Annotated in this window: 19 protein-coding genes; 13 read left to right on the top strand and 6 right to left on the bottom strand. The window is 47.9% G+C overall.

Going from position 1 to position 24,648, the window contains the following annotated elements; genetic code table 11:
- Positions 1–4: 4 nt before the first annotated feature.
- Positions 5–751, bottom strand: a complete 747-nt coding sequence (gene ubiE / locus V5T57_RS01885) for a bifunctional demethylmenaquinone methyltransferase/2-methoxy-6-polyprenyl-1,4-benzoquinol methylase UbiE (RefSeq protein WP_332889460.1) — start codon at positions 749–751, stop codon at positions 5–7.
- Positions 752–1,081: 330 nt separating this feature from the next.
- Here ubiE and V5T57_RS01880 point away from each other — a divergent pair, with 330 nt between their 5' ends.
- The 3 genes from V5T57_RS01880 (at position 1,082) to V5T57_RS01870 (ending at position 4,997) form a co-directional block, all read left to right on the top strand.
- A complete protein-coding gene (locus V5T57_RS01880) occupies positions 1,082–1,666 on the top strand; it encodes a TetR/AcrR family transcriptional regulator (protein WP_332889459.1) in 585 nt (194 codons plus the stop codon).
- Positions 1,667–1,827: 161 nt separating this feature from the next.
- A complete protein-coding gene (locus V5T57_RS01875) occupies positions 1,828–3,597 on the top strand; it encodes a DUF1800 family protein (RefSeq protein ID WP_332889458.1) in 1,770 nt (589 codons plus the stop codon).
- A gap of 2 nt (positions 3,598–3,599) precedes the next feature.
- Positions 3,600–4,997 carry a DUF1501 domain-containing protein gene (locus tag V5T57_RS01870; RefSeq protein WP_332889457.1) on the top strand — a complete coding sequence of 466 codons (1,398 nt, stop codon included), beginning with the start codon at positions 3,600–3,602 and terminating at the stop codon, positions 4,995–4,997.
- Here the strand turns inward: V5T57_RS01870 and V5T57_RS01865 are convergent.
- A complete protein-coding gene (locus tag V5T57_RS01865; protein WP_332889456.1) occupies positions 4,977–5,348 on the bottom strand; it encodes a hypothetical protein in 372 nt (123 codons plus the stop codon). The two genes, V5T57_RS01870 and V5T57_RS01865, sit on opposite strands and share 21 nt — an antisense overlap.
- 14 nt (positions 5,349–5,362) lie before the next feature.
- Positions 5,363–5,887 carry a dTDP-4-dehydrorhamnose 3,5-epimerase family protein gene (locus tag V5T57_RS01860; RefSeq protein WP_332889455.1) on the bottom strand — a complete coding sequence of 175 codons (525 nt, stop codon included), beginning with the start codon at positions 5,885–5,887 and terminating at the stop codon, positions 5,363–5,365.
- Between the two features lie 72 nt (positions 5,888–5,959).
- Here V5T57_RS01860 and V5T57_RS01855 point away from each other — a divergent pair, with 72 nt between their 5' ends.
- The 9 genes from V5T57_RS01855 (at position 5,960) to V5T57_RS01815 (ending at position 17,541) form a co-directional block, all read left to right on the top strand.
- Complete coding sequence (locus V5T57_RS01855; RefSeq protein ID WP_332889454.1) at positions 5,960–6,289, top strand: DMT family transporter; 330 nt, start codon at positions 5,960–5,962, stop codon at positions 6,287–6,289.
- 111 nt (positions 6,290–6,400) lie between these two features.
- Entirely contained in the window at positions 6,401–8,308 is a 1,908-nt protein-coding gene (locus tag V5T57_RS01850) for a methyl-accepting chemotaxis protein (protein WP_332889452.1), read from the top strand.
- Between the two features lie 597 nt (positions 8,309–8,905).
- Positions 8,906–9,109 carry a rhodanese-like domain-containing protein gene (locus tag V5T57_RS01845; protein WP_332889451.1) on the top strand — a complete coding sequence of 68 codons (204 nt, stop codon included), beginning with the start codon at positions 8,906–8,908 and terminating at the stop codon, positions 9,107–9,109.
- A gap of 926 nt (positions 9,110–10,035) precedes the next feature.
- Positions 10,036–12,159 carry an adenosylcobalamin-dependent ribonucleoside-diphosphate reductase gene (locus V5T57_RS01840; RefSeq protein ID WP_332889450.1) on the top strand — a complete coding sequence of 708 codons (2,124 nt, stop codon included), beginning with the start codon at positions 10,036–10,038 and terminating at the stop codon, positions 12,157–12,159.
- A 293-nt stretch (positions 12,160–12,452) separates the two neighbouring features.
- Positions 12,453–13,103 (top strand): TSCPD domain-containing protein, encoded by a 651-nt coding sequence (locus V5T57_RS01835; RefSeq protein WP_332889449.1) that lies wholly within the window; start codon positions 12,453–12,455, stop codon positions 13,101–13,103.
- A gap of 526 nt (positions 13,104–13,629) precedes the next feature.
- Entirely contained in the window at positions 13,630–14,721 is a 1,092-nt protein-coding gene (locus V5T57_RS01830; RefSeq protein ID WP_332889448.1) for an acyltransferase family protein, read from the top strand.
- Positions 14,722–15,145: 424 nt separating this feature from the next.
- Positions 15,146–15,346, top strand: coding sequence for a hypothetical protein (locus V5T57_RS01825; protein WP_332889447.1), 201 nt, complete (start codon positions 15,146–15,148; stop codon positions 15,344–15,346).
- Positions 15,347–15,432: 86 nt separating this feature from the next.
- Positions 15,433–16,089 (top strand): isoprenoid biosynthesis glyoxalase ElbB, encoded by a 657-nt coding sequence (gene elbB, locus V5T57_RS01820; RefSeq protein ID WP_332889446.1) that lies wholly within the window; start codon positions 15,433–15,435, stop codon positions 16,087–16,089.
- Positions 16,090–16,395: 306 nt separating this feature from the next.
- On the top strand, positions 16,396–17,541 hold the full coding sequence (locus V5T57_RS01815; RefSeq protein ID WP_332889445.1) for a M24 family metallopeptidase: 1,146 nt from the start codon (positions 16,396–16,398) through the stop codon (positions 17,539–17,541).
- 106 nt (positions 17,542–17,647) lie between these two features.
- Here V5T57_RS01815 and V5T57_RS01810 read toward each other — a convergent pair whose 3' ends face one another.
- Entirely contained in the window at positions 17,648–18,913 is a 1,266-nt protein-coding gene (locus tag V5T57_RS01810) for a glycosyltransferase family 4 protein (RefSeq protein WP_332889444.1), read from the bottom strand.
- Between the two features lie 409 nt (positions 18,914–19,322).
- Here V5T57_RS01810 and V5T57_RS01805 point away from each other — a divergent pair, with 409 nt between their 5' ends.
- The gene (locus V5T57_RS01805; protein ID WP_332889443.1) at positions 19,323–20,711 is read left to right on the top strand and encodes a hypothetical protein; all 1,389 of its coding nucleotides are present in this window, start codon (positions 19,323–19,325) and stop codon (positions 20,709–20,711) included.
- Positions 20,712–21,108: 397 nt separating this feature from the next.
- Here V5T57_RS01805 and trmFO read toward each other — a convergent pair whose 3' ends face one another.
- Positions 21,109–22,440, bottom strand: a complete 1,332-nt coding sequence (gene trmFO, locus V5T57_RS01800) for a methylenetetrahydrofolate--tRNA-(uracil(54)-C(5))-methyltransferase (FADH(2)-oxidizing) TrmFO (RefSeq protein ID WP_332889442.1) — start codon at positions 22,438–22,440, stop codon at positions 21,109–21,111.
- Between the two features lie 117 nt (positions 22,441–22,557).
- Entirely contained in the window at positions 22,558–24,576 is a 2,019-nt protein-coding gene (locus tag V5T57_RS01795; RefSeq protein WP_332889441.1) for an ATP-dependent helicase, read from the bottom strand.
- Positions 24,577–24,648: the final 72 nt, after the last annotated feature.

The following is a 24,648-nucleotide window of genomic DNA, read 5'->3' as shown; positions in this document are numbered from 1 at the left end:
GCCTTTACACCTTGTAACCCAGATGAATGGCAGAGATACCAGCGGAAAGATTTTCATACCGTACATTATGGAACCCGGCATTCTCGATCATGGCTTTAAAGGCATCTTGATCTGGGAACATGCGAATGGATTCCACAAGATATTGGTAGGAATCCCGATCCTTGGTCACCATCTGGCCAATTTCAGGAAGCAGCTTAAAGGAGTAGACATCGTAAACGGGGCGCAGGGCAGGGATGGCGATTTTGGAGAACTCCAACACCATCAACTTACCGCCTGGTTTCAGGACACGATGCATCTCACTAAGTGCCTGGGGGATGTTGGTGACGTTACGGATACCAAAACCAATGGTAACCACATCAAAGGTATTGGTGGGGTAGGGGAGCTCTTCAGCATTGGCCTGCACCCACTCCATACCACATAACCATCCTTCATCGGTTAGGCGGTGGCGACCTTGATCAAGCATATTGTAGTTGATGTCGCAAATGGTCACCCGACCACTGCGGTCCATCTTTTTTTGCATCAACAGCGCCAAGTCACCTGTACCACCCGCCAGATCCAGAGCATGGTCACCGGGCTGAATATTCAGCTTGCTAATGGCCTGACGTTTCCACACCCGGTGAACGCCCATACTCATGAGGTCGTTCATCAGGTCATATTTTGAAGCTACGGAGTCAAAGACATCCCGCACCTTTTTGACTTTGTCGCTGGTGGGAACATCGGAAAAACCGAAATGGGTTGTTTTGTCGCTCATGGTCTTTGGCTTTCAAGAGTTACCGCAAAGTTGCGTGCATCTTACGCCATTGTGCCAGAGGGTGGAAGGTAAAGGTTGGATCTTGATCAACCGATGATGGATAAGATGGCGCTAACTCGCCGTACCAACTGAGCTATCGCTTCTTCATCCTTTAGAATAGCCAGGGTTTTTATTCGGGTTTAGAGACCTGTGCGGGGGCCGGTGGTTGCTGGGGCATGCAGCAGAGCGTTTGGGTGGTTGGTGAGATCAACACACATTGAGTTTATTTTCAAAGTTGACAATAAACTCAATGCGGGATAGATTGTCAGAAATGACAACATAGGAGCACCTATGGCAAGGCCGAGTAAAAAGGCAGAGCGTACGGAAGAGATCCTTCAGGCATTTCAGCAATGTGTAGCGCGGTATGGTCTGGAAGGCAGTACGCTGGAACACATTGCTCAAGCCTCTGGCCTACAACGCTCTTTGGTCCGTCACTATGTAGGGAATCGGGAAGCGTTGGTTGAGAAGCTGGCGGATCGGGTCATTGAACAGTCGGTGGATCAATGGCGGGGTTTTTTGGCGATGTTACCTGCGACGGACATGGCGGATGCTCTGATTGAGGGGTTGTTTGAGGTCGAGCATAGCGATGCGGCCTTTGTATTGGTGATTGAATCCTTAATCTTTTCGGCTGGGCACAACCCAGCCTTACAGAAAAGAATGCAACACTGGATGCACACCTTTAGTGAGGATCTTTTTAAACTGTTTCAGCGGGATTATCCCCAGGTTGATGAGGCTGCGTTGCGGGCTGTGAGTTTTGGCATAATTTCGCTCTACTTCAATTTAGATTCGTTGTCCCCTTTAGGTATGAGTACCCAATACCGCCCATCTGCCCAAGAAGCCGCCAAACGGCTGGTTGCTTCCTTACACCGGACATAGCCGACAATCCGCATAGAAATTGAGAATATCTACGATAGAAAACAACATTAAGCATAAAATATCGTGAATTCTTTTCGTTAATAGTCGATCAAATGTGGCTGTCATGGAACACAAACCGTGTTGATGTGGCTGACCATTTTTTGGATGATAAAGGAGGGTCTATGGACGCCTTAACACAATCAAGCCGTTTTTTAATGCAGGCTACCTTAGGGGTCGATGAAGCGGTGATTGCTCACGTGGCTCAGGTAGGGGTTGAGCCATGGTTGGCCGAACAGCTTAATCAGCCAGCCCCCCATCCAAGCCACTATGCCGAACAGACCGAACAGATCTGGCACCATTTTAGAGATCGCTTGCTGCACCGCCATGGCATGGCCGCCATTAATGGGTCGGGCAACAACCCCGCCTTACCCTATAAATGGTACTTTCGTATGGCATGGTGGCATTCGGCCCTTACCGAGAAAAAACATCTGTTACGGCAGCGTATTGCCCAGGCGCTGAGTGAGATATTGGTGATCTCTGATCAATCCAACCTGGAGTTGGATGCAGTGGGTATGGGCAGTTATTATGATCTGCTCTATACCCATGCTTTTGGCCGGTATAGTGACCTGCTTTATGATGTGGCCATGCACCCTTGTATGGGGGTCTATCTCTCCCACATGAACAATCAAAAAGCTGACCCCCTTAAACCTATTCACCCCGATGAGAATTTTGCGCGGGAGATCATGCAGCTGTTCACCATTGGCCTGTATGCGTTAAATGCTGATGGTAGTCGTAAGCTTGACCCCCAGGGGCAGCCCATACCCAGCTATGATAATCGGGACATCAAGTCCTTGGCACGGGTCTTTACGGGACTACATGCAGACAGTTATGAGTATGCGTGGCAGACGGACTTTTGGCAGGCAGAATACAATGGCTACCCTGTTGCTTTTGAAGATGGAATAGATAAGACCTATAAGACGGTTCCCTTTGTAAACATGCAAAAACCCATGGTTGTGGAGGAGGCTTTTCATGATCGTGGTGCAAAACAGCTGCTTAAAGGGCGTATCCGTTTACGGGGTCATCAAGATGGCGCCGCTGAGATTCGGTCGGCCATTACACAGCTGGTCGCCCACCCCAATACGGCCCCCTTTATTGCCCGTCAGCTGATCAACCAATTGGTTACAGCCAATCCGTCACCAGACTATGTTCGCACAGTCGCTGCCAAATTTGGCCCACATGGGGATATGAAAGCCGTGATCAAAGCGATCTTGAGCTATCCTCTACACCACCCGGTGAGTGGGGTGACCTTGCCCAGTGGTTATCAAGAAGGGGGAAAGGTTGTTCAGTCCCAAAAGCTGAAATCTCCCACCCTACGTCTGACACAGATCCTCCGGGCCTTTGGGGTACACAACCGTGCCAATCGCTTATGGGTGATTGGTGATGAGTTGTTGGATCAACTGCAGCATCATCCGCTCTCCTCCCCGACAGTGTTTAACTTTTATAAGCCTGATTTTGTCCCCCATGGACCATTGGCGATGAAAAATATGGTGGCACCAGCCTTTGAGCTCCACACCTCTGCCACATCCATCGCCTACGTCAATTTAATGTACTACTGGTTCTTTGGGGGGTTCTATCCGGCGGTTAGTCTGGATATCAGCGCAGATCCCAACCTAAACAACGTTCCGGAACTGGATACGGATACCCTTTGGCAACAACCCCATGCACGGCTGAACCTTAACCTTAAGCCCTACCAACAGTTGGCCGCCAACCCAGCCAGCCATGATGGGCTGATTGATCGTTTAAGTCTGCTCTTGACCGGTAAGCAACAGCTGCCCATTAAAGGTCAAATCAAAGAGGCGTTCTCCTCTTATCAGGACCGTCCAGATTGGGTGGTACAGACCATTCTGTTTATGTTGACCATTTCACCAGAATTTACCGTTCAGGAGGCTTGAGGATGAAACGGAACCAGATGACCCGTCGTCGCCTTTTGCAAAGTGGTGCTGCACTCTCTGTCGGTGCTGGCATGTGGCAAGGGGGCGTGGCCCCCAGTTTTGCAACCTCTAAACCAATCGCATTGGGTTTAAAGCCCCAAAAAAAAGCGCTGGTCTTTATTATGCTTGATGGGGGGAATGACAGCTTTAATATGTTGGTGCCCACCTCGGAACATCACTACCGGGCTTATCAAAACAGCCGCAGCAATTTGGCGTTGGACCGCCAGACGCTGTTACCCCTGAAGGGGGCGACAGATAAAGAGGGACGTTCCTTTGGTCTACACCCAGCTATGCCAGATGTGGCCCGTCTGTTTAACCAGAAACAGCTCAGTTTTGTGGCCAACTGTGGGCCCATGATCGAACCTGTCCGTGCTGCTGACATGCACAGTGGGCGTGCCAAACTGCCCTTGGGCCTGCTCTCCCATGCCGATCAGTTTAAACATTGGCAAAGTGCCCGCCCGGACCAAAGGGTTAATCAAGGGTGGTTTGGCAGCTTTGCGGATGCCCTGCAACCTAACCGTCCTGCCCACCAGATCCCCATGAATATCTCATTGGCGGGCAGTAACATCATGCAAAATGGTGTGAGCTCCAGCCATTATTCCATTCAGGAACAGGGCAGTGTGGGGCTGGTGGTTAATGAGGAAGATACCCCCCTTAACCAAGTTTTGCTGGCCAGCTTTGAACAGTTGCTTCAAACCGATTATGGCTCGGACCCTTTTAAACAAAGCTACTTGTCCCAGACCCGTGAAGCCCAGGCCCAGCATGAGGTTTTCCGTCGTGGCATCCAACCCTTTCGACTGCCGGTTGATTTTCCCGATACACCGTTGGCCCAACAGTTGGCCATGGTGGCGCGAAGTATTGCGGCAGCGGATGGCTTAAACCATCAGCAGCAGACCTTTTTCTTACGGTATATCGGCTGGGATCATCATGATGAGCTGCTCCAAAACCATGCGGCCATGCTTGGGGTGCTGAGCGAGGCCTTGGGTACCTTCCAGCAAGCGTTGCAGAAGATGGGTCTGGCCGATCAGGTGGTGACCTTCACCGGTTCTGATTTTGGACGTACCCTGACCTCTAATGGTAATGGGACAGATCATGGTTGGGGCGGCAATACCATGGTCATGGGGGCTGACCTGGCGGGGGGGCGTGTGGTTGGATCCTACCCTGATTTAACCCTGGGGGATCGTAATGATCTGGATGCCGGGGATGGGGTGATTATTCCCACCACAGCCATTGAGCAGATCTATGCAGAGATTGCCCATTGGTTTGGTGTGGAGAAACCCTATCTCAGTAAGCTCTTTCCAAACGTGCACCGTTTTACCGGGGGTAGGGCAGAGCGCTCTTTAGGACTCTTCAAAAGTTAGTGCGGAGTTCCCCCGGCCATGTTGGGCTTTGAGGGTATGTTTGGCCAGTTTGTCCAGGCGTACCAAACGCTCATCCCAACGGTGTTCACGGGGGTCATCTCCCCACCATTCTGGGCGGGCCTTACGGATCTGTTTAACGCGATCTCGTATGGTGTCCAGTGTTGGGGTGGTGCCCCCGCAAGCCTGTTCGGCCACCAGCTCTACAATGCGTGGGATCAAAGCATTGTCAGCTGGGCGAATGTCATGGGTTAATAGCCATAAGGCTAAGGCTTGTGCGGCATGGCTGTTGTCCACTTGGCACCAGGTTTGACGCCCCATGGGGTTGGCATTGATGTAGTCAGGATCAAACACGAATTCTCGCTCTTTTACACAGAATAGCTATCTAAAGGGGTATCCGGCAGGGCACTATCCAACTCTGAAATTACCTCAGGTGCATAGGGCCAGGCCATACCAAACTGCGGATCATCCCAACGGATGCCCCGTTGTAGTATGGGTTCATCTTTAACCGAAGCCAAAGAGAGTAGCAAATTATTCTCACCCAAGGTTAAAAAGCCGTGGGCACACGCTTCGGGTATCCATAAACTCTTAGGTTCATCCCCCCGCAACTCCACACCATACCAGTGGCTAAATGTCGGACTACTTCGGCGTAAATCCAACACCATAACCCAAACAGTACCTGCAATGGGGCGCACTAAGTGGGCCTGTGCCTTGGGGGCCATTTGTACCCGCATGCCGCGTAAGGTGCGTGGTTTGGGCTCTCGCCAAACCTGCATTTGGGCCTCACCTTGCTCAAAGGGGTTGGCATCAAATAGGCAATGTGGCCCCACTGGTGATGGTGTGGGTTCATCAATGATGGTCAAGCCGGGTAGGGGGGTGGGGTGTTCCATCATGGCAATGCGTTGACCTTGGGTAAAATGTGATACCGTTACTTCTTACTTTAACCAACCCCTATGGGAAAAACGATGGGTTATCTCTACCTCTCTTTGGCCATTATCTGTGAAGTCGCGGGTAGTGTTGGACTAAAATTGAGTGAAGGCTTTACCAAGTTTGTACCCGCTTCGGTCACGGTTGTGGGGTATGGGCTGGCCTTTTATCTGCTTAGCCTGACCCTACAAACCCTGTCACTGGGTTTTGCTTATGCAGTTTGGGCGGGGGTTGGTATTGTTTTGCTGACGATTATTGGTGTGCTGTTTTTGGGGGAGAGTGTGGATTGGCCAGGTGTTTTGGGCATTGGTTTAATTGTATCTGGGGTTGTGGTGCTAAATTTATTTTCCCAGATGAACAAGCATTGACCCGCCGCACTCTTGATAAAAAACTGTGAAAATCTTACATCTATGGCATGATGGCTCTCTATGTCTTCCATATACAGATGTTTGCATGTGTCGCCTCGTGGAGTATTCAGTATGAATTTTTTGAACCGTTTAAGCCTAAGTAGTCGATTTGGCATCATTCTCTTGTTGCCACTACTGGGTTTGCTCTGGTTTGGGGGTAAAGGGGTGTGGGATGCCCGGACACTCTCACAGAATATGGCTGCTATGGAGGCGCTCTCTGGCTTAGCTGTACGGGCCAGTAGCCTAGTGCATGAGACCCAAAAAGAGCGGGGCATGACGGCAGGATTTTTGGGAAGTAAGGGCAAAAAATTTGCCTCTGAGCTGCCCAGTCACCGTAACCGCAGCAGTGATGTTAAAGCGGCTGCTCTAAAAACCTATCTCAGTACCTTTAATGCCCAACTCTACGGAGATGAGTTTAACCGTACCCTCAAGCGCGCCCTAAAACTGTGGGATGGTGTAGAGAGCATTCGACAGCAGGTAGACCGTCAGTCGATTGCGACAGGTAAGGCTATTGGTTACTACACCAAAATGAATGCTGCGTTTCTGAATATGATTGGCACCATGTCCCGCCAAGCTGCGGATGTACAAACTGCGGCACAAGTCGCAGGCTACGTCAATTTTCTCCAGGGCAAAGAGCGTGCGGGTATTGAACGGGCTGTTATTACCAATACCTTTGCTCGGAATAATTTTGGTCCGGGTATGTTCCGCAAGTTTAATATTCTGGTTTCTGAACAGAACACCTACATGCGTATCTTCCAAGGCTTTGTTCATATAGAACAATCGGTTTTTTACCGTAATCAAATGAATAATTCGGAAGTTGTTGAGGTCGAGCGGTTACGGAACATCGCGTTTGCTAAGGCCAATGAAGGGGGGTTTGATATCGACCCCAACCACTGGTTTAAGACCATTACGGCGAAAATCAATCTACTTAAAGGGGTGGAAGACCGGCTTTCGAATGATCTAAAAGAACGGGCCGCTCTGTTAGGTAGTGAAGCCAACCGTGCCTTCTGGGGCATACTGATTATGACCGCCCTTATCGTCTTACTGGCCACCTTATTGGGTATTCTTATGGCCCGGCAGATTCTTAGTCAGATTGGTGGGGAGCCTCAGGACGTTATGCATATTGCCCAACAGGTCTCTGAGGGTAATTTGGATGTCCCCTTCCATTCCCAGCGTAAGTTAGAGGGTATTTACGGTGCGATGCAGCATATGGTGAAGAACCTGCAACACACCATTGGTACCGTTACAGCCGTAAGCGACAGTGTGGTGAGCATCAGTCGAAATGTCAGCAGTAGTGCCCATCAGGTATCTGAGGGGTCTACGGAGCAGGCTGCTTCTATTGAACAAACCTCAGCAGCCATTGAGCAGATGGCTTCTAACATTATGCAAACCACAGAAAATGCCACCAAGACAGAACAGATTGCGCGTAATGCCGCTGTGGATGCCATACAGAGTGGAGAATCCATGACAGAAACGCTGCAGGCTATGCGAGAAATTGCCGATAAGATCAATGTTATTGAGGAGATTGCTCGCCAGACCAACTTGTTGGCACTCAATGCCGCCATTGAGGCTGCCCGAGCTGGTGAACAAGGCAAGGGGTTTGCTGTGGTTGCCGCAGAAGTCCGCAAATTGGCCGAACGTAGCCAAGGTGCCGCTGCAGAGATCACTGGTATTGCCACCAATAGTGTGGAAGTGGCCGAAAAGGCAGGTATGTTGTTGCAGAAGTTGGTTCCGGCCATTCAAGAGACCGCCTCGCTTGTGCAGGGTATTACCACCGCTTCCACCGAACAGAGTCAGGGTGCAGACCAGATTAACGGGGCCATTCAGCAGTTGGATCAGGTTATTCAGCGCAATGCTGCCATGGCTGAAGAGATGTCAGCTTCGGCCCAAGAGCTGTCCAGTGAGGCCGATGAACTCCAGCAGGCCATCGCCTTTTTCCATCAAGGTGAAGGGGTGCGTGGGCAGATTGGGCACCACTAAAAGCGATATTTTTCCCCATACTCAGGCCTGTATTTGTTGGTAATACCATGATCTTACGATGGTTAGGGTGCGTGCTGTTGCGTGCGCTTTCTGCCATCCATGCAGATGAGAGGCTGCCCGCACGGCTTGCCCCCAGTTGGTTGCTGGAACAGACACCACTTCCCCCAGTCAAAATGGTTCATAGTACGGATCAGTCCACGGTGCCTGCTGTATACCCGGTGGTCTGCTGACCCATGATCAACGGGATGGTTGGCGTCGCCCACGCTTTAAAGTGCCAGATATAATGCCCCCTGTGGATTAATTGGCGCATGTAATTGGTGATCTGGGCATTGGTGCGGAAGATTGTCATCCTTGTACCCGTTGGCCGCGGTATCCATGCCATGGCCATGGGAGCACGCCTGTTTTTGGACCTTTAAACGGTTAGAACATGCCAGGTATCCCTGTTGGATGGTGGCCTACCGGCCTATCTGGCGGCAGGTGGGGCAAGCCAAGCACCCCGTTACTACCCGGCTATTGCCTATCGTACCCAACCCGTCTCCTCTTTTGTGGCTAATACATCCGATGTGGAAGTGCGCTTTCACATCGGATATCCCCTGCTTGGATCTGCGCACGCTGGATCGCTATGAGGCGGAGAGTAAATTCCCCCTCTGTCGTTTGGTTGGCACCATCCCTCTGGCCGAACATCTACCCGCAGAACAGCTGCTGGATCAGACAACTGGTACCTTTAACGCTCTGGCACAACTGCACCAGTTGAGCCATTGGTCCAAACGGCAGCAGGATCCCTACTTAAATGACCTATAGTGATACAGGACAACCTGGTGCCTTGGGTTGGTTTGTCTTTGGTCAACTGTTAGAGCACAAAAATGCACAACTCTTATGATGGCTCCATGGCTGCCTGGGTTGAGCAGGGGTTTGCTGTATGGGACCGTCCATGTGGGTGTGGTCAGGACTTCTCTGGGTAAGGGTGAGCAATCGACATGCAATCTCAGGCTAACTTGAATGCCTTAGTTATTAATGGGCCATGGAGCAGCCGTCTTATGGTGTTTTGGTGTAATTTTCCTAACATCTGATCATCAAACAGATTTTCCGGCTTTTTTAAAAGAGATCTTCTGTGATTTTTTTCTGTCTCAGACAGGGGCGCTTTTTTGATCAGGTGTCTCAAATTTTTCTTATTAAGGGATCGATGACGCCATCCCTTAGAGTTCACGGCTTTTTTCTGTGTATGGGCCGATTGCTGTATGGGTAAAAACAGCTGTCAAGCATACAATGATATTGAACGCATCAGCCATCAATGGCATGATCTGTTTCGCGCTGGTTCACACACCTTTAACGGTTAGCGAACGAAGGCGTTTCCTGAATTGAAATTTGTAACTTGATACAGTGGAGCCATTGCCTTGCAATGGAACTTCGCGCTATCCTATAAGCCTAAGTAGCTAAAAGGTTTTTTAGGTATCATTAAGCATACTTTGGGAATAGGGTGATCAGCCCGTTTTTAGATCATGTTATTCTCTGTCATTCCGCATGACTGTATCCGTTTGGCAACCGTATAAAATCCCTCAAAGAAGGGGCGGTTACAAACGTGCCGGGTATACAGTCTGCGAGCAACATCGGGAGCCCTCTATTCCGATGTGCCGGTTCGTCATATGAAACGGTGCCTATGGTTCTTGGCACCCTGTTGTATGGCATGTAAGAGTTTTCGCACGTTTTAGAGTAGAGGTCATCTTCTCATGCCCAATCGCGTGAAGAGACTGGAAATCAATCCCCAAATGGATCTGGAACTCCAGTCTGCGTCCCAGGATATATGGGACCGCAAATATCGTCTGAAATCCAAAGGCGATGAGCCGGTCGATAAAACCCTTGAAGATACATTCAAGCGGGTTGCCCGTGCCTTATCCGAAGCGGAGGATGAAGCGGTACAGGAACAGTGGTACCAGCGCTTTCTTTGGGCGCTGATGCAGGGTGCTATTCCTGCCGGTCGTATTGTTTCCAATGCTGGGGCTAAAGAGCATAAGCCCGCGACCAGTACCATTAACTGCACCGTATCGCAGACCATCAATGACTCCATGGATGATATCCTTGGTGCGGTACATGAGGCGGGTTTAACGCTCAAGGCCGGTTGTGGTATCGGCTATGAGTTCTCGACCTTACGTCCCAAGGGTGCGTTTGTGGCCGGTGCGGGTGCCAGTACCTCTGGTCCGCTCTCCTTTATGGATATTTATGATGCCATGTGCCGTACCGTCTCCTCTGCGGGGGGACGTCGTGGGGCGCAGATGGCGACCTTTGATATCACCCATCCTGATGTGGTGGACTTTATCCGTGCCAAACGGGAAGATGGTCGCCTGCGTCAGTTCAACCTCTCCTGTCTGATTACCGAACAGTTTATGGAAGCGGTGAAGTCAGATATGGATTGGGAACTTGTATTCCCAGCCAACCATTTTGAGTTGGATGATCCGACCGTTGATATCGTCTATCGCCATTGGCCTGTCTCAGAAGGCTACAAAACCAATGAGCGTGGTGAAGTGGCTTGCCGGGTCTGGAAAACCATACCTGCACGTCGGTTGTGGGATGTTATCATGTCCTCAACCTATGACTATGCTGAGCCTGGCTTTATTCTGATCGACAAAGTCAACGAACAGAACAACAACTGGTTCTGTGAAGATATTCGGGCCACCAACCCTTGTGGTGAACAGCCTTTGCCACCCTATGGCGCCTGTCTGCTTGGCTCAGTGAACCTGGCCCGGTTTGTTAAAAACCCCTTCACCCCAAAAGCTGAGTTCGACTGGACCCGCTTTAAAGAGGTGGTAGCGGTCTTTACCCGTATGCTGGACAATGTGGTTGAGATCCATGGTTTGCCGCTGGATGGTCAAGCTAACGAGATTGCCCATAAGCGTCGCCATGGTATGGGCTTTTTGGGGCTAGGTTCCACACTGTGCATGCTTAATATGAAGTATGGTGACCGGGAATCCATTCAGTTTACGGGTGAAGTCGCCCGTGAAATGGCCCTGACCGGTTGGGAAGTGGGTGTGGATCTGGCCAATGAAAAAGGTCCGGCACCGGTGATGAACGAGATGTTTACTGTCACCGAAGAGATGATGGCCAAACGCCCTGAGATGGCCGATGATGGCATCTGCGTGGGTGACCAGATCTCTGGTAAGGTACTGATGGCACGCTACAGCCGCTATATGGAGAAGTTTCCAGAAAAGCTGCGTAAGCGTATTGAGACCGAAGGGTCACGCTTTAGCCATCACACCTCCATTGCACCCACTGGCACCATCTCTTTGTCTTTGGGTAACAATGTCTCCAATGGTATTGAGCCCAGTTTTGCCCATAAATACAGCCGTAACATCATCCGTGAAGGGCGTAAAACCAAAGAGAAGGTAGATGTCTTCTCGTATGAGTTGTTGGCCTACCGTTCTTTGATTAATGCGGATGCCGACCCCTATGCAGAAGAAGAGAAAAATCTGCTACCTGGGACCTTTATGGATGCCAACGCCATTGCCCCACGGGCCCATGTGGATGTTCAGGCTGCGGCACAGGAGTGGGTGGACTCTTCCATCTCCAAGACCATTAACGTGCCAACGGATTTTCCGTATGACGAGTTTAAAGACATCTACCTTTATGCCTATGAAAAAGGGCTGAAGGGGTGCACCACCTTCCGCTTTAATCCCGAGGCCTTCCAGGGCGTTCTGGTTAAAGAGGAAGATCTGGCCAATACCAGTTACCGCTTTGTGATGGAAGATGGCAGTACGGTTGAGGTCAAAGGTAATGATGAAATTGAATATGACGGCGAAAAACATACCGCCGCCAACCTGTTTGAAGCACTCAAAGATGGCTACTATGGCCGGTACTAAGCCTTAATCTTTGCGTTCAATATATATCGACAAGGTGGAACCAAGGGCTGTACCGGTTGGGGTCACTTGTCGGTTTTAGATCTATAGAATTAGGGTGGATCTCTGTAAGGAGCAAACCGCGGTGGCAGCGGTGTTATAGAGATAACCCTCTGGGGGTGTCCATAGCGTACGGTACAACCATGGCAAGAAGGTTGACCGCAAGCTAGCCGATACCCACAAGGCGTGGGCGAGGAAGCCACACCTATATTCGTCCGTTCATGGAAGATCCAACTTAGCTTGGGGAGCGGGACAGCATGTCCGTCACGATCGAGAAAAAAATTGTGGGTTTTGAAGTGGTCTCCGATGAACCAAAAACGGAGGCTGAGGAAGAGAAGCGACCTGAAGGAGGGGCAGAGGTCATTCGCATGCAGCCATTGTTGCAGCGTCCGCCAGAGCTGCGCGGCACCACCTATAAGATTGCAACACCCATGTCAGAGCATGCGCTCTACATCACCATCAATGATATTGTGGTAAATGAGGGCACAGATCGTGAGCATCTGCGTCCCTTTGAGATCTTTATCAACTCCAAGAACATGGAGAACTTCTCCTGGATCGTAGCTTTGACCCGCGTGATCTCGGCTGTGTTCCGTCATGGTGGAGAGGTCTCGTTCCTGGTGGAGGAGTTGCGTTCGGTCTTTGATCCGCGTGGGGGTTACTACAAGCCGGGCGGTAAATATATGCCCAGTTTGGTGGCTGAAATCGGTGAGTGCATTGAGAAGCACTTAATTGATATTGGCATGATCCACTCGCAGGAAGTGAGTGCTGAACTGATGGAAAAACGTAAACAGGCAGAAAAACAGGGTATGGTTGGGGGCTCGTTATGCCCCAAATGCAGCCAGCTTTCTGTGGTTCGCCTGGATGGTTGTGAAACCTGTTTGGAGTGTGGTTACTCTAAATGTGGTTAATCTAAACCAGACTCGTTCTATGAAAAGGGTGAAGCTTAGCTTCACCCTTTTTTTATGTGCATTTTTCGTTAACCATATGGATGTATAAGGTGTTAACGACTCTGTTGGCGGTTCTAGATAAGCGTCTGTGGTTAAGGGCTATTTAGTGGACGATGCGTGTGTGTTCAAGATTGATAAAGGCATTTTGGACGATCATGCAGTAGCTAAAAGCCCTAGTCTTAATGCTATAGGGGGATTGGTGAAGGTAGGTAGCGATAGAGTGAACCCTACATTCCTACATTTGGCGTAAAATGCTTGGCAGTAGGGAAATAATGAATTCATTTGGAGGGTAAAGAGTCTTGATAGACTGTTATAAATATGTGAGTTTAGGGTGGTTTGGTTGCTCAATGATGATGAGTTAAGCCATGCAAACCACAATGGATCTTTTAGGCTAATGTACCGGGGAAGAAAATATTTAAACAGGTCATTCATGTGACTCAATTGATGAATAGATACGGTTTTTACAGCTTTTGGTGAAAGAGTATATATGTCCACGGATTCTACGAAGAAGCATTTTTATTGGCTAAATTGGTTACGATTTTTAGCCGCATTGTCTGTAATGTTCGTACATGTTCGTGGTTTAGCTTTTGTAGACTTTGGTAGCCTCCCAGATCAGCAAAAAACTGTATTTATGATGGGTTTTTATGGGTTAACACGTATAGGCCTTGAGTCTGTGATTGTTTTTTTTGTTATAAGCGGCTTTCTGGTTTTGGGTATGGCCATTGAAAGAATCCAGAAAAAGACATTCAACTTTGGAGATTATCTGCTTGATCGAGCCGTACGGATTTTACTTCCACTCATTCCTGCTTTGGTTTTATCGGGTTTGATTGCATATGTGTTAGATATTGACATTTATCTATCAGTATTTATGGGTAATATATTTGGTCTACAGAATGTTTTTTTTAGCTCCTTTGGGGGTAATGCACCATTATGGTCTTTGGCCTACGAAACATGGTTTTATATGTTGATTGGTATTGCTGGTTTGATGGTTGTTAAAGCCAATCATAAAGTCGTTTATTTGATTTTATTTACCATGGTGTTATCGGTTTTTGTTCAGCTTAATCCCATATACCTGTTTTGTTGGGGTATTGGTGGTATCGCTTATCTTGTTAAACCTAAAGAGTATTCACCTCGTGTTTTAATATTAGCAGTAGTATTGATTCTATTTTCTGCAGTAGGAAGTCAGTATACATCTGAGTCTAAATCTGTCTCAGTCGTAACGTTTAACAGCTTTATATTTACACAAGATTTTATGTTGCTCTATTTAGCGATGGGTATGGCTTTATTCATTCAACAATTGGTGGTGATGAAACCACAGAAAGCTTGGCTTGTAGCACTAGAAGCCTATGGGAGTAAGCTGTCAGCTTTTTCATATACGCTATATTTGGTGCACTATCCCATTGTTCTATTAATTTTTAAAAAGTGGATCCCCAATGCATCAACCGTGAATTTTATATCCATTCTCACTTTTGTAGGTGTTTCTGCTATCTGTTTAGGGGTAAGTGTATTGTTTTATCTAATGTTTGAAAAACATACCTATGGGGTTAAGAAAAAGATCAAAATAATGTTCTACACTTAAGATCGGATTGTGTCTGTTGTCTCTTTAGATCTTCATACCTTAATCATAGTCTAGATCTCTGTAAATTTTGAGGATAGTACACTCTCCGTGAAGTACCCATGGTAAGCGTTTAGTACCTGCTGTCTCGTATTGACCCAAGACAGAGGAACGGTCGAACCATATGCTGCTTCGTGACTTACATGGCCAATATCCATGATCTTGTGAAGGTAAAGTAAGATCGGATATGGGTTGATTAGGTCTATAATGCAGTATCGGTAGGGTCTATAAGCCTATCCGTGGTTCCATTGACCGAATGAAACAGAAAAAATCGGTTATATCTTTCAATTCACGCCATTGTCGTTTTGCAAACGGAAACGACTTGTGTAGGATAGACAGGTTTACAAACACAATACCCATGCAAATGCTCAATAGCTGTTAAGGACGCATGATGGAAATCCTGAATTTTGTGCTGATCGCTGCCCTTGCCCTTTTTTCTTTCAAAGCCATGGTCATTGGCCTTAAGCGGGGTCATTCAGAGCGTTATTTCAAAAAGTGGAAGCTTTTTACAGGTAAGAAGTATCATAACTTCTTTGGCCTTCCACGAGATGCTGACGATAGCCGCTTTAGCGCCAAACCCAAGTCTTAAGTTCTTTATAAAAAAAAGTGCACCTTACATAAGGGGGCACTTTTTTTATTGTGATAAACTGAATTTGACCTGCAGGAGAGTAGTTAATGGCTAAGCGCATTGGCGTGGTTTTGTCTGGTTGTGGTGTCTATGACGGTGCTGAGATCCATGAAGCTACATTGACACTCTATTTTTTGGACAAAGCCGGTATCAAAGTGGTCTGTATGGCACCAGACAAAGATCAACACCATGTGGTGAATCATTTAACAGGTGATGAAATGGCCGAGACTCGTAATGTACGGGTAGAGGCCGCCCGTATTGCCCGTGGTGATGTTAAGACCATTGCTGAAGTGCAGATCTCTGAACTGGATGCGTTAATCATTCCTGGTGGTTTTGGGATGGCAAAAAACCTTTCAACCGTTGCCTTTGATGGCCCAGATGCCACGGTTGATGAAGATTTAGCGTCACTGGTCAATGCCATGTACGATGCTAAAAAACCCATTGGTGCGATCTGTATTACCCCTGCCGTCATCTCTAAAATTTTGGCAGACCGGGGTGTTAAGTTGACCATTGGTAATGATGAAGGTACCGCTGGAGCCATCCGAGCGATGGGTAATGAGCATGTTGAAACAGGTGCAAAGCAAATTGTGATTGATGAACAAAACAATATTGTTTCTACCGCAGCCTATATGTGTGCGGCCTCGATTGCTGAGGCTGGTGAAGGCATTGAAAAGCTTGTTGCTGAAATACTCAAGCGAGCCTAAACCGTTTGACATGTAGAAGATATATAGCCTGGGAAGCGGCTGAGCCTTCCCAGGCTTTTTTTATAAGAGTTGGTCGATCAACGTCTGCAGAATGCATTTCATTTTCTCCTCTATCTCGCTTGGCCTCGCTTCCCCCCTGCTTTAGGTCTATAAAGGTTAGTGTCTCCCATAACCACCTATGGTGCTTTTGCTCTGTTGTTGCGTTTGAGTACGGTGAGAGGTTTGAGGCCTTGCAATAATGAGAGATTGTGTCCATTCGATAGAATTTTTAAAACGTTACGTTTAACCAGAAAACTTGGTGATGCCATGGAAGCCTACCCCGCCAGATTGATCTATGCTGATAGTGAAAGCAGTGCTGATCTCTTCTATGCTACGGGTTTTTTTGCCCCAGACCCTTTTCTTTTTGTTCAAGAAGGGGGCCCCCAGGGCAAAAGCCATATTGTCGTCTCTGCCCTTGAGATCGACCGAGCACGTCGTAGTGCCAATGTTGATCATATTCATGATTTGGCCGATGTACGGGCTTTTTATAATGAGATTCACGCAGAGGGCCAGCCCAGTGAAGGGGATCTTGTTGCTGCGTTTCTTAAAAAGCTCTCCATCGGAGATGTAACCACCCCTTGGGACTTTCCTCTAGCAATTGCGGATGTGTTACGCCATGAAGGGGTTGGTGTTAAGCCTGTTATGGGCTCATTTTGGCCTGAGCGGGCTTTAAAACGGGATGATGAAGTTGCGGCCATTGAAAAAGCGCTAGAAATAACGGGCAAAGGCATGCAGGCTGGTGTCGATCTTATTCATATGGCGGAGATTGGTGATGATGGTTGGCTCTACCATAAAGGGGAGCCGTTAACGTCTGAAAAGGTAAGAGCTAAGATCAATGCCACGCTGGTAAAACATGGTGCTATGCCGCATCACACCATTGTTTCTGGTGGTGTACAAGGCTCTGACCCTCATGAAGAGGGGTTTGGCCCGCTACCCGCCCATCAACCGATCATTATGGATGTCTTCCCCCGTCATGAAACGAGTGGCTATTGGGGGGATATGACCCGTACCGTCTGTCGGGGCCAAGCTCCAGATGTGTTGAAAAAAGCGTGGTCATGTGTACGTCAAGCCCAGGATCTTGCCTTTTCTATGCTCTGCGCCGGGGTTTCTGGTAAAGCTGTGCATGAGGCGATTACCAACGCGTTTACCGAACAAGGTTTTCCAACCGGGCCAGGAGAGGATGGCAAACAGCGGGGCTTTTTTCATGGTACAGGGCATGGCCTAGGGTTGGAGATTCATGAAGTGCCACGCATATCTATTCGTGATATGACCATGGAGGCTGGCCATGTTGTAACGGTGGAGCCTGGTCTCTATTATCCAGAGTGGGGTGGGGTACGATTAGAGGATGTGGTTGTGATTGAAAATGGTGGGTGCCGGAATTTAACGACTTTCCCTAAATTTCTGGAAGTGTAATGGCCCGCTGAGCCCCGCTTAGTAGCAGCTAGCAGTATACTCTGTATGCTGGGTAATGTGCATTCTACAGCGTAAAGGTTCAGTGTTGGTCGGCAATCATGCGGTGTTATGGCTTTGTGAAAAGTTGGTAAGTATCGATCTGAAAACGTGTTTCTGAAAAAGGGTGGTCCGAGCAGGTAAAAATATGTCTGGCCTGTTCACTGTAATACTGGCGACGATCTGGATGATCCAGGACATAACGTGTGCCTTCAATAAGGCTCTCTAAGCTTTCCTCGGTACAAATCCACCCTGTTTCATCATGTCGCACAATCTCAGTAATGGCCCCCCGGTTAAATGTGACCACCGGTAAGCCCAGTGCCATGGCCTCAAGATACACCAACCCAAACGCTTCTTCATTCGTTGGGGCTGTAAGCAGAAGGTCACTTTGTGCCATCAATTGGGCAATGTTATCGGATGCACCAATGAATTGAATCTGTTGATCAAAGCCTGCTTGAGTGACCGTGTCGCGCATCATCTTATAGGCATCCACATGGCTTTGTGGCCAATCAGGAATACGACCTGCCAGGGTTAAATGCAGTGGATACCCTTGCTTAAGAAGGTGCATAACGGCATGAATGACCGTATACACGCCTTTATCTTTAAGAATTTGTCCGACATATAAAATTTCCAGCGTGGTGTTTTTATGAGGTTGTTTGAATGTTGATTTAAAGCGGTCATCCACGAGTACATTATAAATTAACACCGACTTATCGGTAGGTACCCCGACCTGATGTAAACGGTTTAAACAAAATTGAGATACGCCGATCACCTTATCCATTATTTTAGCAAGAACATATTTCCAGTATAATTGGTAAAAACGTTTGCCAAACGGGACATTATCACTCCGCAGGATCAGTTGTATGCCTAAAATTTTTGCGAGCACAAGTACGGGTAATGCCGCTGTTGCGTCTGCGATATTACTCATAAGAATAGATCTAGGGCGATGTTTGAGAAGCTGTTGAAGCAAAAAAAAGTTAAGTCTGAGTAAATAAAAAAAGAGTTTAAAATAATCACTGACTTTGGGATAAATTCGCCTAAGTCGGAAATTATATGGACCCTCCTGCCATGTTCCACCCGCCTCTTCAATGGCAGTATCCATGGTATCATGCTTCCAATTATTCAAGATGACATGAACCGGCATGCCAGATGAGGTTAATGCCTGAATGGTACGAAAAATCATTTTTTCAGCACCAGAAACAATGACATTAAAACCCATTAACACAAGAATAGGTCGCTCTGTGGGGAGAGTATCCATTATACTTTTCCAAGAAGTGATATCAGGATAGTTGTGCGTATAAAGTGATTTATTGATACACCAGAAACAATCCATCATTCTGTTATAGCTCTATATCATTTAACTTTACCTAACTAAATAACAAGATCAGGTTATTCATATAATAGATAGAAGATAAAATAATTCGATTATAGGCTTGTACGCTATTGATTCATATCACATCAGGATCATGTAAACAAATACTATGCCACTGGCTTTTTGGTGGAATCATAGGTTGCCAACACTTTGGTTTCAATGTTGCATCTTATTAAAAGGATACGTTGCGAGCTTAGTTCTACCGCATGGCGTGACGTACCCTTGCATCCATTATTCATTCATTCCCATAATATTCAATGCTCACCCTAAGGTATGGTCATCAACAGAATAGGTGAAAAAATACAAGATGTACGCGAACGTTAGGATTGAAAAATGTTATGCCCTGTAATGATTGTGTAAGAGGTTTTTCGCCTTGTTTTTGCTGATCTTTACATTTACAGGCCTACTGTTCTCAGCCTTGGGAGAGTCACTCCTACCCCTATTTAGTATGTGGGCGTTAGGCTTGATCTGGATGTTTGTGCCCTATCGAGGGGTTCCAGGGCTAATCGTTCTTCCTTTGGCCATTTCATTCCAGTGGCTGCAAATTACGTTTGGCCTGTTTTATATGCCCCTGACAGGCATTGAGCTGCGTTCTGTACAAGTTGATTATGCCCCCTATGTGATGATTGGCTTAGCCAGTTTGGTCTTCCTCTCGTTAGGTATTAATAGAGGAATGGCAATCGGTTCCAAAAAACGCTCATTATGGGAGAAAAACCCACAAAGCTTCTTGTCATTTAAGTTGCTAATATACTTCAATTTTTTCATTTTATATTTTAAGAATATCATTATCTCACTGGCTTGGTCAGTCCCTGTATTGACGCAGCCTGTTGTTGCGATTGTCAGTTTAAAAATTGGCGTTCTTTACCTGATTCTTCTGGGCCTTTTAGAACAAAGAAAGTATTTATGGGTTTGGTTGATTGTTTTTATTGAAGTGATCTGGAATGCGACCAACTTCTTTGCAGATTTCCGTATTTCTTTGATTATGTTCTTTGTGGCTATTATTGATACGATGATTGGAGCAAGACGCTCAAAGTTCCAGAACCAGTTGATTTTGCAGATGGTATTCCTTATTGCATTGACAACAGCTGTCGGCACAATTTGGACAGGTATTAAAAGTGATTGGCGCTACTATCTGTCCTACCAGTCTTCAGGTTCTGACACACAGCTTGATAAGCTCTCGGTCCTTGGTAACCTTATTTCAAACTGGCACTCGGATAGTGAAGTTAAAGAGACCAGTGCTGCGTTTGGTAACCGAATGTGGGAAATTTATTATTCCAGCCTTGTGGTAGAACGGGTGCCGTCCATCATTCCACATGAAAATGGAGGGCTTATTTTTGGGGCGTTGAAACATATCTTTATGCCTCGGATTTTCTTCCCAGACAAACCCATTCTGTTTTCAGAGAGCTTTAAAGTACGCAAATATGCAGGTGTTATGGTTGCTGGGGGGTATGGTAACCGAACCAATCATGCATTTAGCTATATTACCGAATCTTATGTGGATTTTGGTGTTCCACTCATGTTTGTGCCCTTATTTATCTTTGGGGTTATTGTTGGTATTATTTTCCAAGTTATTGTTCGAACTGTGCGTGATTACTACTTTAAAATTATGTTTATTCTGGCACTGGGTTGGACGGCCCTAGGGCGATATGAAGCCTCATGGGGTAAACTCTTAGGTAATTTTGGTACCATGCTTGGTTACACCATTTTTGTGTATATGGTGTTCTTTGTTGTGATGAATAGCTTTGCTAAGAAACGTTTTTAACTTAAAGAAGAGCATAAAACATACGACTCTAAAAGTTAGATGGTTTTTCCCATTATCCGTCTGATATACCGTACACAAATTCTAATTGTTGTTTTGAGCATGCTATTGCGGCAGCCATAGAGCGCCAGACCTTCCAGTTCATTCGAAAAAGGCACATTCCGTGCGTTTGAAAGATATTGGCTCAAGCATGTTTTGATGAAGCGTTTGAAGAGATGGATCGCGGGGGGGGGTTGATCCTGCCGGGTTTGCCATGTTGGGGGCGTAGCGTGCCATATACAGGCGCTTTGCTGCTTACTCCCGTACAGCACTGTGGGTAGCCGTCCAGCCACAGCAGGGTGGAATGGCATACACACGTGGCCTCTACCCTGCACCATGTATAGGCATGAGTCCTGCGGTTCTATTTTACGTTCTGTTGAGCAATCCAAGCATCCATGTGTTCAAGGGCCCGCTGTGCATACGCCCCTTTACGCTGCTTTTTTGGAACGCGTTGCTCAAAGTTGGGGAAGAGACCAAAGTTAATGTTCATCGGCTGAAAATGTGTGGCATCCGCGCCGCCGGTAATATGACTCATTAATGCACCTAACGCGGTGAGAATAGGTGGCATTTGAATGGTTTCATCTCGTAATAAATGGCCAATAACCCGCCCAGCCATCAATCCACATGCGGTAGACTCCACATACCCTTCCACACCAGTAATCTGGCCAGCAAAAAGAATATTGGGTTGGCTTTTAAGCTGTAGGGATTCAGTCAGTAGCTCTGGACTGTTGATAAAGGTGTTGCGGTGCAGAGCACCCAACCGGACAAAATCGGCCTCTTCCAACCCTGGAATGGTTGAAAAAATACGTTTTTGCTCAGGCCATGTGAGTTTGGTTTGAAAACCCACCATATTCCACAGTGTACCCAGCTTGTTATCCTGTCGAAGTTGAACAATGGCGTAGGATTTCTCTTCCATATGGGGGTTGGTCAATCCCACGGGTTTCATGGGTCCATAGCGCAAGGTCTCGAAGCCACGTTCCGCCATCACCTCAATGGGCAAACATCCATCAAAGTAGGGTGTATTGGCCTCAAACTCTTTAAAGACCACTTTTTCAGCATCCAGAAGGGCTTGAATAAAGGTTTTATACTGCGCTTCATCCATGGCGCAGTTGATGTAGTCACTGCCGCTTCCTTTGTCGTAGCGGGATTGCTTCCAGGCTTTATTAAAATCAATGGAATCATGCGCAACGATGGGGGCAATGGCATCAAAAAAAGCCATGCGTTTGCCCACCCGTTCTTCAATCCAGTCAGCCAGTCCACCACTGGTTAAGGGGCCGCTGGTGATTAGGGTATAGCTATCCTCATGAACCGGAGGAACGGTGACCTGTTCACGTACCAGTTCAATCAGCGGGTGCTGTTCCAATTTTTCCGTAATGGCTTCTGAAAAGGCATCACGATCCACCGCCAGGGCGCCGCCAGCCGGTACACGGTGGGTATCGGCACAATCCATAATCAGACTACCCAACCGGCGCATCTCTTCGTGCAGTACCCCTACCGCACTATTGGTGTGGTCATCCGACCGTAAGGAGTTGGAGCAGACCAGTTCACCACAGTTTCCCGACTGGTGGGCTGGTGTCATGGTGTTTGGTCGCATTTCATAAATACGGACGGGTATATTTTGTTGGGCCAGTTGCCATGCTGCTTCAGAACCAGCCAAACCTGCGCCAACAATGGTGATGGGTGTATGTGCCATGGAGAGTATACTCGTTCTGTCTTGCCGTGTTGGTCAGGGCGTTGTTCCCCGCAGATCGTTGGTAAAGCAAACCTGTTTATGATCTGTGGGGGTTAGGTATGTTCAATCAAAATTGGCTCAGCGCATGGGAAATTTGGGGCGCTTTTTGGGTATTCCCCCGGGTAGACCAGCCAAAGATCCCGTAGCGCCCCGACGGGTTTTGACCGCAAAACCCCGATCTTCCAGAATATCCTGAGGTAGCTCTTGTAAAAAACGGGAAGGGATGGGAAACACCGGTTTGTTGTACATCCACCGTTTGCGCGCCATGGTGATGTAAAGACGCTTTTTGGCCCGGGTAATGCCCACATAAGCCAAACGTCTCTCCTCCTCCAACCCAATTTCCGGCTGCTCAGTCATGGCCAGTTTATGGGGCATGACATCTTCCTCCATTCCGACCAGGAAGACCCAAGGGAACTCTAACCCCTTAGCCGCATGCAAGGTAGAGATCACTACTCGGTCAGAAACCGGGCCAGAGTCCTGAATATCTGTAGCGAGAGCGGTCTCTTCCAAAAACATCTGTAAGCTCTCCGTACGGGAGAGCGCGTTACGCAGTTCATCCAGGTTATCAATACGGTCACTACCGTTCTCCATATCCCGCACATGCTCCCGGTAGCCACTAAAGGCCAACAGTTTATTCAGCATCTCGGCTGGTGTGACCTCTTCATGGATCAGGTTGCGGCCATCATCAATCACTTTAATAAAAGCGCTGAGTCCTTTAATGGCGGTACCGCGTATGGCTTTGGTGTCCACTGCGAAACGGGCGGCATCTAATAACGAGCACTGTTCCTGGGCCGCAATCTCCCGCAAGGATTGTAACGCGCCTGGACCAATACCCCGTTTGGGAACATTAACCACCCGTTCAAAAGCAATATCATCCCGGTTGGACGCCACCACACGTAAATATGCCAAGGCATCCCGTACTTCTGCACGGTCCAAAAAGCGTAAGCCCCCTACAACTTGATAGGGGATACCTGAGCGCATGAGTCCCTCTTCAAGAGAGCGGGTTTGACGGGATGTACGAACGAGAATGGCCGCATTTTGATAGGCCCCGGTGGGGCAGAGTGTTTGAATTTCTGAGGCAATAAAACGGGCCTCATCCTCACCACTCTCTGCCCGTAGAAAGTGGATCGTATCGCCTTGGGCATCTTCGGTCCAAAGGCTTTTTTCCATACGGCCCTGGTTATGGTTAATCAACCCACCAGCAGCTTTGAGAATATTCCCTGTGGAACGGTAGTTCTGTTCCAACCGAATGGTTTTGGTTTTAGGAAAATCCTCTTCAAATTTCAGAATATTCTCAATACGTGCCCCGCGCCAACTGTAGATGGATTGATCATCATCACCCACCACACAAAGGTTATGGCGTTCCCCTGCCAGTGCTTTGATCCAGCGGTACTGGATATGGTTGGTGTCCTGATACTCATCCACCAGGATATAGCGGAAGCGGTTTTGGAAGTGTGTGAGCACTTCTGGTTCTTGATCCCAAAGATTGAGGCAATGCACCAATAGGTCGCCAAAATCCATGGCGTTGTTCTGTTGCAGGGCCTGTTGATACCGTTCATACATTTGGCGGATGCGATCCCGCTCCCAATCTTTGCGGATCTCCCGATCGGTAAGATCTTGGGGGCGAATACCATCATCTTTCCAGCGGCCAATGGTATGGGTCAGCCGTTTGGGGGTCCAATATTTGTCAGAGAAACTGAGCTCTTCACAAAGCCGTTTGAACATGCGTTCCTGATCACTGGAGTCGAGAATGGTAAAATCTCGACCAAACCCCAAACGGTCGGCAAACTGCCGGAGCATACGGGCGCTCATACCGTGGAAGGTACCAATCCAAAAACGGTGAGCCTGTCCTGGCGCATCACTTTGCAGCAGTTCCTGTACCCGTTCCCGCATCTCTTTAGAGGCTTTATTGGTAAAGGTAACCGCCAGGACCTCTTCTGGTGAAATCCGCTCATTTTGAATAATCCAGGCCAAGCGCCGGGTCAAAACGCGGGTTTTACCGGATCCAGCCCCAGCCAGGACCATAAGGGGTCCTTCCGTGGTGGTAACGGCTTCCAGCTGAGGTTGGTTAAGGTTCTGCAAAATCGGATGATCCATGGGGTACTCGTGCGTTTGGATCGTTGCCAAGATCCAAAACCCTTGAAATAGATGTGATGGAGGGTCTGGGGA

This window comes from Magnetococcus sp. PR-3 (assembly GCF_036689865.1).
Lineage (GTDB): Bacteria > Pseudomonadota > Magnetococcia > Magnetococcales > Magnetococcaceae > Magnetococcus.
Note: the sequence above shows the minus strand (reverse complement) of the source record. Positions and strands in the feature narration are given on the sequence as shown.

What these genes read in the sequence shown, in the direction of transcription:
- V5T57_RS01870 (WP_332889457.1), top strand. Translation starts at nt 3,600, where the DNA reads ATGAAACGGAACCAGATGACCCGTCGTCGCCTTTTGCAAAGTGGTGCT.
- V5T57_RS01880 (WP_332889459.1), top strand. Translation starts at nt 1,082, where the DNA reads ATGGCAAGGCCGAGTAAAAAGGCAGAGCGTACGGAAGAGATCCTTCAG.
- V5T57_RS01795 (WP_332889441.1), bottom strand. Translation starts at nt 24,576, where the DNA reads ATGGATCATCCGATTTTGCAGAACCTTAACCAACCTCAGCTGGAAGCC.
- V5T57_RS01875 (WP_332889458.1), top strand. Translation starts at nt 1,828, where the DNA reads ATGGACGCCTTAACACAATCAAGCCGTTTTTTAATGCAGGCTACCTTA.
- trmFO (WP_332889442.1), bottom strand. Translation starts at nt 22,440, where the DNA reads ATGGCACATACACCCATCACCATTGTTGGCGCAGGTTTGGCTGGTTCT.
- V5T57_RS01855 (WP_332889454.1), top strand. Translation starts at nt 5,960, where the DNA reads ATGGGTTATCTCTACCTCTCTTTGGCCATTATCTGTGAAGTCGCGGGT.
- V5T57_RS01810 (WP_332889444.1), bottom strand. Translation starts at nt 18,913, where the DNA reads ATGATGGATTGTTTCTGGTGTATCAATAAATCACTTTATACGCACAAC.
- elbB (WP_332889446.1), top strand. Translation starts at nt 15,433, where the DNA reads ATGGCTAAGCGCATTGGCGTGGTTTTGTCTGGTTGTGGTGTCTATGAC.
- V5T57_RS01835 (WP_332889449.1), top strand. Translation starts at nt 12,453, where the DNA reads ATGTCCGTCACGATCGAGAAAAAAATTGTGGGTTTTGAAGTGGTCTCC.
- ubiE (WP_332889460.1), bottom strand. Translation starts at nt 751, where the DNA reads ATGAGCGACAAAACAACCCATTTCGGTTTTTCCGATGTTCCCACCAGC.
- V5T57_RS01815 (WP_332889445.1), top strand. Translation starts at nt 16,396, where the DNA reads ATGGAAGCCTACCCCGCCAGATTGATCTATGCTGATAGTGAAAGCAGT.
- V5T57_RS01860 (WP_332889455.1), bottom strand. Translation starts at nt 5,887, where the DNA reads ATGATGGAACACCCCACCCCCCTACCCGGCTTGACCATCATTGATGAA.
- V5T57_RS01825 (WP_332889447.1), top strand. Translation starts at nt 15,146, where the DNA reads ATGATGGAAATCCTGAATTTTGTGCTGATCGCTGCCCTTGCCCTTTTT.
- V5T57_RS01840 (WP_332889450.1), top strand. Translation starts at nt 10,036, where the DNA reads ATGCCCAATCGCGTGAAGAGACTGGAAATCAATCCCCAAATGGATCTG.
- V5T57_RS01830 (WP_332889448.1), top strand. Translation starts at nt 13,630, where the DNA reads ATGTCCACGGATTCTACGAAGAAGCATTTTTATTGGCTAAATTGGTTA.
- V5T57_RS01850 (WP_332889452.1), top strand. Translation starts at nt 6,401, where the DNA reads ATGAATTTTTTGAACCGTTTAAGCCTAAGTAGTCGATTTGGCATCATT.